This is a genomic window from SAR202 cluster bacterium, from assembly GCA_009392515.1.
Classification (GTDB): Bacteria; Chloroflexota; Dehalococcoidia; order Lucifugimonadales; family UBA6952; genus UBA6952.
On sequence record VFGE01000042.1, the window covers coordinates 1 to 9,383 of the forward strand.

13 protein-coding genes are annotated in these 9,383 nt (G+C 32.9%); 3 read left to right on the top strand and 10 right to left on the bottom strand.

The window, feature by feature from the left end; genetic code table 11:
- A partial coding sequence (locus FI695_06485) for an Asp-tRNA(Asn)/Glu-tRNA(Gln) amidotransferase GatCAB subunit B (GenBank protein MQG51610.1) occupies positions 1 to 735 on the top strand: 735 nt, incomplete at its 5' end.
- Positions 736 to 787: 52 nt separating this feature from the next.
- Positions 788 to 1,006, top strand: coding sequence for a preprotein translocase subunit SecG (secG, locus tag FI695_06490; protein ID MQG51611.1), 219 nt, complete (start codon positions 788 to 790; stop codon positions 1,004 to 1,006).
- Position 1,007: 1 nt separating this feature from the next.
- Here the strand turns inward: secG and FI695_06495 are convergent, their stop codons facing one another.
- Genes FI695_06495 through ispD form a run of 3 tightly spaced genes read right to left on the bottom strand, consistent with a single transcriptional unit; the run spans position 1,008 to position 3,558 of the window.
- Positions 1,008 to 2,375, bottom strand: a complete 1,368-nt coding sequence (locus FI695_06495) for a cysteine--tRNA ligase (protein MQG51612.1) — start codon at positions 2,373 to 2,375, stop codon at positions 1,008 to 1,010.
- A gap of 18 nt (positions 2,376 to 2,393) precedes the next feature.
- The gene (locus FI695_06500; GenBank protein ID MQG51613.1) at positions 2,394 to 2,861 is read right to left on the bottom strand and encodes a 2-C-methyl-D-erythritol 2,4-cyclodiphosphate synthase; all 468 of its coding nucleotides are present in this window, start codon (positions 2,859 to 2,861) and stop codon (positions 2,394 to 2,396) included.
- A 1-nt stretch (position 2,862) separates the two neighbouring features.
- Entirely contained in the window at positions 2,863 to 3,558 is a 696-nt protein-coding gene (gene ispD / locus FI695_06505; GenBank protein MQG51614.1) for a 2-C-methyl-D-erythritol 4-phosphate cytidylyltransferase, read from the bottom strand.
- A gap of 131 nt (positions 3,559 to 3,689) precedes the next feature.
- Here ispD and FI695_06510 point away from each other — a divergent pair, with 131 nt between their 5' ends.
- Positions 3,690 to 4,181, top strand: coding sequence for a flavin reductase family protein (locus FI695_06510; GenBank protein MQG51615.1), 492 nt, complete (start codon positions 3,690 to 3,692; stop codon positions 4,179 to 4,181).
- On the opposite strand, the gene FI695_06515 is transcribed toward FI695_06510, so the two are convergent.
- The 7 genes from FI695_06515 to FI695_06545 all read right to left on the bottom strand — a co-directional run.
- The gene (locus tag FI695_06515) at positions 4,158 to 4,694 is read right to left on the bottom strand and encodes a hypothetical protein (GenBank protein ID MQG51616.1); all 537 of its coding nucleotides are present in this window, start codon (positions 4,692 to 4,694) and stop codon (positions 4,158 to 4,160) included. The two genes, FI695_06510 and FI695_06515, sit on opposite strands and share 24 nt — an antisense overlap.
- Complete coding sequence (locus FI695_06520) at positions 4,687 to 5,628, bottom strand: aldo/keto reductase (protein MQG51617.1); 942 nt, start codon at positions 5,626 to 5,628, stop codon at positions 4,687 to 4,689. Before FI695_06520 ends, FI695_06515 begins: the two co-directional genes overlap by 8 nt.
- A gap of 18 nt (positions 5,629 to 5,646) precedes the next feature.
- Positions 5,647 to 7,236 carry a hydantoinase B/oxoprolinase family protein gene (locus FI695_06525; GenBank protein ID MQG51618.1) on the bottom strand — a complete coding sequence of 530 codons (1,590 nt, stop codon included), beginning with the start codon at positions 7,234 to 7,236 and terminating at the stop codon, positions 5,647 to 5,649.
- Positions 7,214 to 7,561: a cupin domain-containing protein gene (locus FI695_06530; GenBank protein ID MQG51619.1), complete on the bottom strand. Its 348-nt coding sequence runs from the start codon at positions 7,559 to 7,561 to the stop codon at positions 7,214 to 7,216. Before FI695_06530 ends, FI695_06525 begins: the two co-directional genes overlap by 23 nt.
- 23 nt (positions 7,562 to 7,584) lie before the next feature.
- A complete protein-coding gene (gene ubiE, locus FI695_06535) occupies positions 7,585 to 8,301 on the bottom strand; it encodes a bifunctional demethylmenaquinone methyltransferase/2-methoxy-6-polyprenyl-1,4-benzoquinol methylase UbiE (GenBank protein MQG51620.1) in 717 nt (238 codons plus the stop codon).
- A 7-nt stretch (positions 8,302 to 8,308) separates the two neighbouring features.
- On the bottom strand, positions 8,309 to 8,935 hold the full coding sequence (locus FI695_06540) for a UbiX family flavin prenyltransferase (GenBank protein MQG51621.1): 627 nt from the start codon (positions 8,933 to 8,935) through the stop codon (positions 8,309 to 8,311).
- 6 nt (positions 8,936 to 8,941) lie between these two features.
- Positions 8,942 to 9,383: 4-hydroxybenzoate octaprenyltransferase (locus FI695_06545; GenBank protein ID MQG51622.1), on the bottom strand; the 442-nt coding region annotated here is incomplete at its 5' end.

A 9,383-nucleotide genomic window follows, 5' to 3' on the forward strand; every position in this document is an offset into this window, starting at 1 on the left:
ATTATCCAGGAAACTAGAGGATGGGTTGATGATAAAGAAATTACAGTATCTCAAAGATCAAAAGAAGATGCGAATGATTATAGATATTTCCCTGAACCAGACTTACCTCCTCTTATCATTTCTAAGCGTTTGATAGATAATATTCGTAGCAAACTCCCTGAACTACCATCTGCGAGAAAATCTAGATATGTAGAAGATTATAAAATTTCTGAATATGACGCAGGTTTAATTATCAGTGATATTAATTTCTCTAATTTTTTCGATGAATCTGTCTATAATAGTAATAAATCATCTGAAGAATTAAATACTAGAGCTAAAACAATAGCAAATTTACTTCTTACTGAAGTCAATCGACTATTGAATCTGGAAAATATTTTAATACATGAAACAAAACTTACACCTGAGGCAATTAACGAAATTGCTGAATTATTAGAATCCGGAAACATTAATTCAACAGTTGGTAAGCAAATATTAGAAGAAACATTTAAAACAGGCGGCTCGCCAAAAAAGATTGTAGAGGAAAGAGGTTTAATACAAATAACTGACACTGATTCCTTAATACCAGTTTTAGAAGTTGTATTAGATAATAACCTGGAAGCTGTGAATGATTATATAAATGGTAAAGATACAGCAGTGAGATTTCTTGTAGGACAAGTTATGAAAGAAACTAAAGGAAAAGCAAATCCTACACTAGTTGCAGAATTACTAGTGAGTCAACTTGATTTGCGAAAATAAAATTATGGTATAATACACAACGATTAATTTATAAACAAGGCGAAATTTTAAAATGGAAACATCATTAAACATAGTTCAAATAATTTTATCTATTGTGTTAATTACTGTAATACTAATTCAAGTACGCGGTTCTGCAGGTAATTTATTTGGAGGTGGAGAAAGTTCGTTCAGAACTAGAAGGGGCGTGGATTTAGTACTTTTTAGATTTACTATCTTTGTAGGTATTTTATTTGTTTTAGTTTCCTTGTTTAGCGTAATAATACAACGATAATCTACAAGTATTTCCACTTGGTTTTGTCAGGTGTGTCTTCTAGTTGAATATTTAATTCCGTTAGTTTATCTCTGATCAAATCTGCTTCTGCATAATATTTTTTTTCACGCATAGTCTTTCTAAGTTCAATTAGTAACTCTATAAATGGGGTAACTTCTTGATTTTTTTGTTCGGAATTTTCAAAAGTTAAACCTAATATAGATCCTAATTCTCTAAGTAAGTTGGTCCCACTTTCAACATTTAATCCTTCTTGAATTCCTTTATTAATATCTCTTGAAAGTTCAAATATTTCTGCAATAGCTCTTGGGGTATTTAGATCATCATCCATAGCATCTATAAAGTTTTTTTGACGTATACTCACATCAAGATTATCTCCATGAATATCATATTCAGTTTCTAGTGAGTAACGCACACGTGATAGGGCATTTTCTATACCATGAATTTCATCAGTAGAGTATATTCTTGGGCTTCTATAATGAGATGATAGAAGAAATATTCTTAAAGCGTCAATAGAGTGTTCTTTTATTGCGTCTTCAAGGCTTACAAAGTTCCCTTGATGTCGTGTCATTTTTTCCGTATCTTTTTCGCTAAGTCTTAATAAACCATTATGAAGCCAAAAATTTACTACTGGGTTTTTTCCACTATAACCTTCAGATTGTGCGATCTCATTTTCGTGATGGGGAAATACGACATCATGTCCTCCTCCGTGTATATCGAATTGTTCACCTAGTAGACTTATAGACATCGCTGAACATTCTATATGCCACCCAGGTCTACCATCTCCCCAGGGGCTAGGCCATGCAGGTTCTCCAGATTTTGAAGATTTCCATAAAGCAAAATCAGAGGGATTTTCTTTTCTTTCATCAACTTCGATTCTTGTACCTGATTCCATTTCATTTAAGGATCTTCTTGATAAGCTACCATAATTTGGAAATCTTTCAACACGATAATAGACATCTCCATCAAGATTGTATGCAATCCCTTTATCAATAAGTTTTTCAATCATGTTTATCATTTCATTTATATAATCTGTAGCTTTGGGATAGGCATTAGCCCTCATTACCCGTAATGCATCCATTTCGTTTAAAAAACGATCTATATGGTATTCTGAGATTTCTTTTATCGAACGGGATTCTGAATTTGAAGTTTCAATAATTCGATCTTCAATATCTGTAAAATTTTGTACATGATTAACTTCATACCCACGATAGAGTAGGTATTTTTTTAGGACATCAAAAACTATAAAAGATAGAGCGTGACCAACATGGCAAGGACCATATAAGTTTGGTCCACAAACGTACATGGTAACTACTTGATTTAGTGGTGTAAAATCCCTTTTTGTTCCTGTAAGTGTATCTGTTAATTTCATATCACAATCATATTCTAATTACTCTATTAAAGCTACTGATTGACATGCAATACCTTTACCTTGGCCAATAAATCCAAGACCATCTGTGGTAGTTGCTTTAATATTGATGAGATTTGATTTAATATTTAATGCGGTAGATAAAGAGGTTTTTATCAATTCAATAAACGTTGAAAGTTTCGGTTCTTGAGCTATTATTGTTACGTCAATATTCCCTATGCTCCATCCAGCGGCGTTGATTATCTCAAGTGTTGATTCAAGTAATGAAATACTATTAATGTCTTTATATTTCATATCTGATGATGGGAAATATTGTCCAATATCCCCAAGACCACTAGCCCCTAATAGTGAATCAATTATTGCATGTATTACAACGTCGCCATCACTGTGTCCCTCAAGACCTTTCCCAAAAGGTATTTCTACTCCTCCTAAGATTAATTTACGATTATTATTGAGGTTATGTACGTCAAAGCCAGTTCCTACTCGCACGTTATTTTTTTTCCTTTATTATTGATTTAACCATCGCTATATCATCGTTAGTTGTCACTTTAATATTGCTTTTTGATCCTTTAAAAGTTTTTATATTTACTCCTAGTTCTTGAACTAACATGGCATCATCAGTTACTGAAATGTCAGTTGTAGTTAATGCTTTAAAAATTAAGTCATATGAAAAACATTGTGGTGTTTGTGTTACCCAAATTGTTTCTCTATCTACTATTTTATCGACAAAATTTTCTTCAGATAATGTTCGAAGGGTATCAGTAGAGGGTATAATTGGTATAGATGCATTGAATTCAATAACGCTTTCTATTCCTCGGTTAATAATACATTGATTTATACAAGGTCTAGCTGCATCATGAATAAGTATAAAATCATGTTTTCCTAAGGCGTATAATCCATTTAACACCGAATCTTGACGTCTTGAGCCACCAATGCATACGGATGTGACTTTATCAAAATTAAGGGAATTAATATATGTCATTCCAGATTGGTAGTTTTTTTCATTTAAAACAATACTAATTGCAGAAACATGACGAGAATCATTGAATTCTTTTAAGCTGTAATATAAAAGAGGGTTGTTGTAAATAGGCATAAATATTTTATCCTGGCCATCCATTCTTGTGCTGGATCCAGCTGCTAATAAAATAACACCTATATCAGGTGTTTTTTCCTGGTTTTTATCCATAAAGTACTCCTAAATTGAAGTCTAACAAAGTGCTATTCTTTATGTCAAAGCAACATTGTTATAAATTATATATGGTTTTATAGACTATTTTAAATAACAAATGGTAGAATTTTTTTATAACTGAGGGTCAAATGTCGAAAGAAAACTTTGTAACCGAATATAGAAAAACTATGTCGAGCTTTGCTACGGGAGTTACTGTGGTTACTACATTAGACGGAAATAACTACATTCATGGGATGACCGCAAACTCTTTTACGTCTGTATCCTTAGATCCACCCACTGTTCTAGTATGTATTGGGCATACTAGGAATACAATGACACATGTCAATAATACTAACGAGTTTGCTATTAATATATTATCAGATAAACAAAAACATATAGCTGACTATTTTGCGAAAGAACAAACCAGCGAGGATGAAAATCTGGAGTTGAACTGGTCCATAAAGTTCGGTTCTCCTTATATTGAGGGTGCTATTGCTTTTTTAAAAGCTAATGTTGTAAAAAAGTACAACTATGGGGATCATGCAATTGTGCTAGGGGAAGTACAAGGAATAGATACTCAAAAAGGGAATCCGTTATTATATTACCACAGTAATTATTTATTTGTTCCTAATTCTTCTTGATTGTTTCCAAAGGACAAATCCACCACCGACAATAAATAAATGTGCTCCCATAAATATCCAACCTCCCAATGCAGACCTTGTTTCCTTTTTTATAGTTATTTCATCGACAGCATATGTTTTTTCACCTAGTGAACTCATTATTTGAATACTTAAGTTCCAGCTACCATTCGGAGGTAAAGATAAAATTGTAGAATAAAGATGTTTAGCACTGGGGGTGTTTAATGCATATGCCCACCCAGTTTCATTACTATTAATTTTTGAACTACGAACCTTTACTGTAGCATCTTTAACTAAATTATTTGCTTTATCGTAAAGTTCTATTTCAAATCTTATTTCATTAGTAAATGGCTCTAATGGGTTTACAAATATTCTTGTATTATATATTTCGTCTTTAAATTCATATATTTTAGAGTCGAATTGTCCATATACTATACCTGTTGATATAGCAGAATATAAAAAAATCGAAATCAGTAGATTTAAAAGTAAAATTTTATTGTATACATTATCAATCATTTAAAATGATTTCTATCTGTTCTACAATTGAATTATCTAATTCCCATTCAGCTGCTTTTACATTAATTTCAACTTGCTCTGTTTTTGTCGCGCCTGAAATTACTGAACTTACGATATCTTTTGATAGTAACCAAGAAATAGCCAATTCTGTCATGGTATGGCCTGATTGAATTGCAATGTTTTCCAGTGCTTCAATTTTATTAAAATTTTCATCTGTAAAATAGCTATTTGCCCGTTCAACGTTACCAGCCAATCGAGTTCCTTCAGGAGCTGGTTGATTTCTTTTATATTTTCCTGTTAAGAATCCACTTGCTAAGGGGAAAAATGGTAAAATACCTATTCCATAATGTTCGCATACAGGTATAACCTCTTTTTCAATACTTCTATTTAGCATACTGTATTCAGGTTGGTTACATATAAATGGCTCTATAGATTCTCTTTTGGAAGTCTCCATAGCTTCTGCAATTTGCCAACTTGCATAATTGCTACAGCCAATATATCTTACTTTTCCCTGTCGTACTAAATCGTTGAGTGTTGTTAAGGTTTCTAGTATTGGGGTTTTTGGGTCAGGTCTATGCATCTGGTATAGATCTATATAATCGGTATTCAACCTTCTTAAACTATCTTCTACTTGTTGTAAAATATGTTTTCTTGATGCTCCAATATTATTTGGTACACCTCCCATATCCATTCCAACTTTGGTTGCTATTATTACTTCTCTTCGTAAATCTTTTGTTATAACTTTTCCAATATACTCTTCTGATAATTGATTGCCATATGTATTAGCTGTATCAAAAAAATTAATACCCAAATCGATGGATTTATGTATCACTTCTTTTGTGGCGTTTAAATCCATTCTCCCTCCAAAATTATTTGTACCAAGTCCTACTGTTGATACATCAAGCCCTGAATTTCCTAATTTACGATATTTCATTTTTTCTCCTTTTTAAATCTATTCAGTACCCCATCCCCCACCACCAGGGGTATCGATTCTTATTGAGTCTCCTGTCGATACATCAAAAGTAGATTTGGGGGGTAATAATATTTCTTCTCCACTATTTTTTATTAATGTATTTTCTCCAGAAAGTCCATGCTCTCCACCTGATAAGGGATATGGGTTTGTATTTCTTCGTTCTGATAATATTGTCGCTTGAGCTTGACCTAAAAACTCGATTTCTTTTGTTATACCATCTCCGCCATTAAATTTACCATTCCCGCCAGAATTTTTCCGGACTGAGTATTTTTTTATTCGTATCGGAAACTGAAACTCCATAGATTCGATAGGAGTGTTTAAGGTGTTTGTCATATGCGTTTGTATCGCGTCCAACCCATTTTTTGTAGGTCTTGCTCCCATTCCTCCAGCAATAGTTTCGTAATAAACATATGATTCATTTGTTTCAGGATGGATTCCTCCAAATAATAGATTGTTCATTGTTCCCTGACTGGCGGCAGGAATTTTATCAGGTAATGCTTTTGATAAAGCTCCAAACAATACATCAACAATTCTTTGTGAAGTTTCAACATTACCACCTGCAACACCATGAGGAGGTGATGGATTTAATAAATTATTAGGTGGAATAAAAATTGTAATTGGTCTAGAACAGCCTTCATTTGAAGGTATATTTTCTTGGCCAGCTAGACAATTAAATACGTATAAAGTTGCAGAGCGTGCCACTGCATACGGCGTATTTATGCATCCATACCTTTGATCTGAGGTTCCTGTAAAATCTATAGTAACATTTTCGTCACTAACAGCTATACTTACACTAATTGGGATTTTATCTTTGCTTATTCCATCATCATCCATAAAGTCGGTATAAGTATAATTTCCATTTGGAATATTCGAAATTGTTTTTTTCATTAATACTTCTGAGTAATTCATTAACGCTTCCATGTGCTCTATAACTTCATGTATTCCATATTTAGAAATTACATCTTTCATTCGTATTTCACCGGTTCTTATCGACGCAATTTGTGCAGAAAGATCACCTCTTCTTTCTCCAGGTGTTCGAGAGTTTCTACAAATAAGCTGAAAAACATCTTCATTTAATACACCTTTTGAGTAGAGTTTGATGGGAGGAATAATTAATCCTTCTTGATGGACGTCAGTAGATAGAGGTAGAGACCCTGGTGTCATCCCCCCTATGTCAGCATGGTGACCTCTATTAGCTACAAAACCTTCAAGCGAATTGTTTATATATATTGGTGAAACTAATGTTATATCAGGTAGATGTGTTCCGCCAAGATAAGGATCATTAAGTATAATAATATCTCCATCAAAACATTTCTGATTTTTTATAGCCTGTTCAATAGAAGAAGACATCGACCCCAAATGAACTGGGATATGAGCTGCTTGAGCTATCATTTGTCCGTTTTTGTCGAATACTGCGCATGAGTAATCTAAACGTTCTTTAATGTTAGGTGAATATGCGGTTCTACCTAATGTTACACCCATTTCTTCGGCTATTGAGATAAATAAGTTTTTAAATATTTGTAAGCTTATACTATTAACCAAATTATTAAACCCATTCCCTTTGTACATCTATAGTAGGAAATATTGCTATAAATGTTGCATTGTTATTGCTAATATTTTCTAAACCATGTGGTACACCGTCAGGTGCAATTATAATATCCCCGGACTCAACCATTTCAGTTTTGTCTCCCATTAATGATTTAAATTTACCGTTTAATATGATCATACATTCTTCATGTCCAGGATGTATATGAACATTGACTGCATTTCCTGGGGGTACAGTTATTTCACTAACTGTAAGGTTAGTTGCACCTAGTTCGCCTCTAGCAAGCGATTTGATTATATTACCTGAAGAATCATCGTTTAGTATATCTGTTTTTTTTATTATTGGCATAAAAATACCTCCAGTAGTTTCTCTTAATTTTTACTACCTATAAGTAAAGAAACAAGACCTAATCCAAACTTTTTTATAGTTATATCTTTAATACCTTTTGATTCCATCATAATTTTTATTTCATTACTGTCATAGAATTTAGTTACAGAATTTGGTAAATAGGTATATGCTTCTTTATCTCTAGCAAATATTGTTCCTAATATAGGTATTATTCTATTAAAATACCAAAGGGCTAATCTTTGTAGTATGTTTGGGGCTCGATTTGGTAGCATGTCAAGAATAATGATTGTGCCTGATGGTTTCAGGACACGTGACATTTCTTCAATTGCAATCTCTGCACTTTCATAATTTCTCATAGCAAAACCAGTTGTTACACAATCAAAGGAATTAGTTTTAAAAGGTAGATGTAATGCATCTCCTAAAACAAATGCTAATTTATCAGTATTATATCTAGTAGATTTACTTTGTGATATTTGTAACATTGGTTTAACAAAATCTAAACCCACAACTGTTTTCATAGTGTTGATTTTAGAAAGAGTGAATGAAAAGTCGCCAGTCCCACAAGCAACATCTAATGAGGAAATATAATTCTTTTTGTCGATTTTTTTGATGGCATATTTTCTCCATTGATGATGCATTCCCAGGCTTATCACTGTATTCAACAAATCATATTTTCTTGCAATACGAGAAAACATGTTTGAAACAAAATGAGCTTTTTGATTTTTTTCAAATTCATTCATTTATAGACTATTTTTCATCATATATATCAGGGAGAATTTCTTCAGGAGAATATATAAATTTAGAGTTGTAGTTAGTTATACCGCCAGAAACAATTAATATTTTTTCAACGAAGTAATCGATAATTTCATCTACACTATTGGGTTTTAAGTAAAATGCGGGCATTGGAGGAATAATTTTCACACCTAAATTCGCCAACTTTGTCATGTTTTCTAAATGTATAGCAGACAATGGTGTTTCTCTAGGTACAAGTATAAGATTCCGATTTTCCTTTATAGTTACATCAGCAGCACGATGCAAGAGATTAGTTGAGATGCCATTCGCTATAGAGGCTAAAGTGCTCATGGAGCAAGGTGCGACTATCATCGATCTAACACGAGTTGAACCACTTGCTATATCGGCTGTCATATCTCCGCTTCTAAAGTATTTAAATTTTGGGTGTTCTCTCCAAATACTTAAGCTATCTTTGAAGCTTATACCTAATTCTTGATGCCATACTAGTTTTGCATAATTGCTGCAAACAGTGATTACAGGAATGTCTTCTAGTAATAATCTGTTAATAGTTTTTTCAGCAATTGCAACCCCGCTACTACCTGAAATTCCAACAATTATTGGTGTATTTTGTTGATCATTCATAATATTTTATCCATTAGTTAATTGGAAAGAAATTATAGTAAATATAAGTAAAATTATTCCTATGTATCCATTTACCTTAAAAAAAGCAACATTCATTCTGGACATATCTTTTGGTGATATTATCGAGTGTTCATATAAAAGAAGCAGAGTTGCTATACCCCATCCTAAATAGTATATCATATGTAGATTGTTTATGACCCCAGCCAGTAAAATTAAAATACTTGTGGAAATATGCATTAATCTAGAAACATTAAAGGCTATGTCAAGCCCAAATTTTTGCGGGATGGAGTTTAGGTTATTTACGCGGTCAAATTCCATATCTTGGGCAGAATAAAATATATCAAACCCTGATACCCAACAAGCAACAGCGCCACCTAAAACTAAAGCCTCTAAATCGAATGTTCCAGTAATTGCGATCCACCCCCCAATAGGTGCTACACTATCTGTT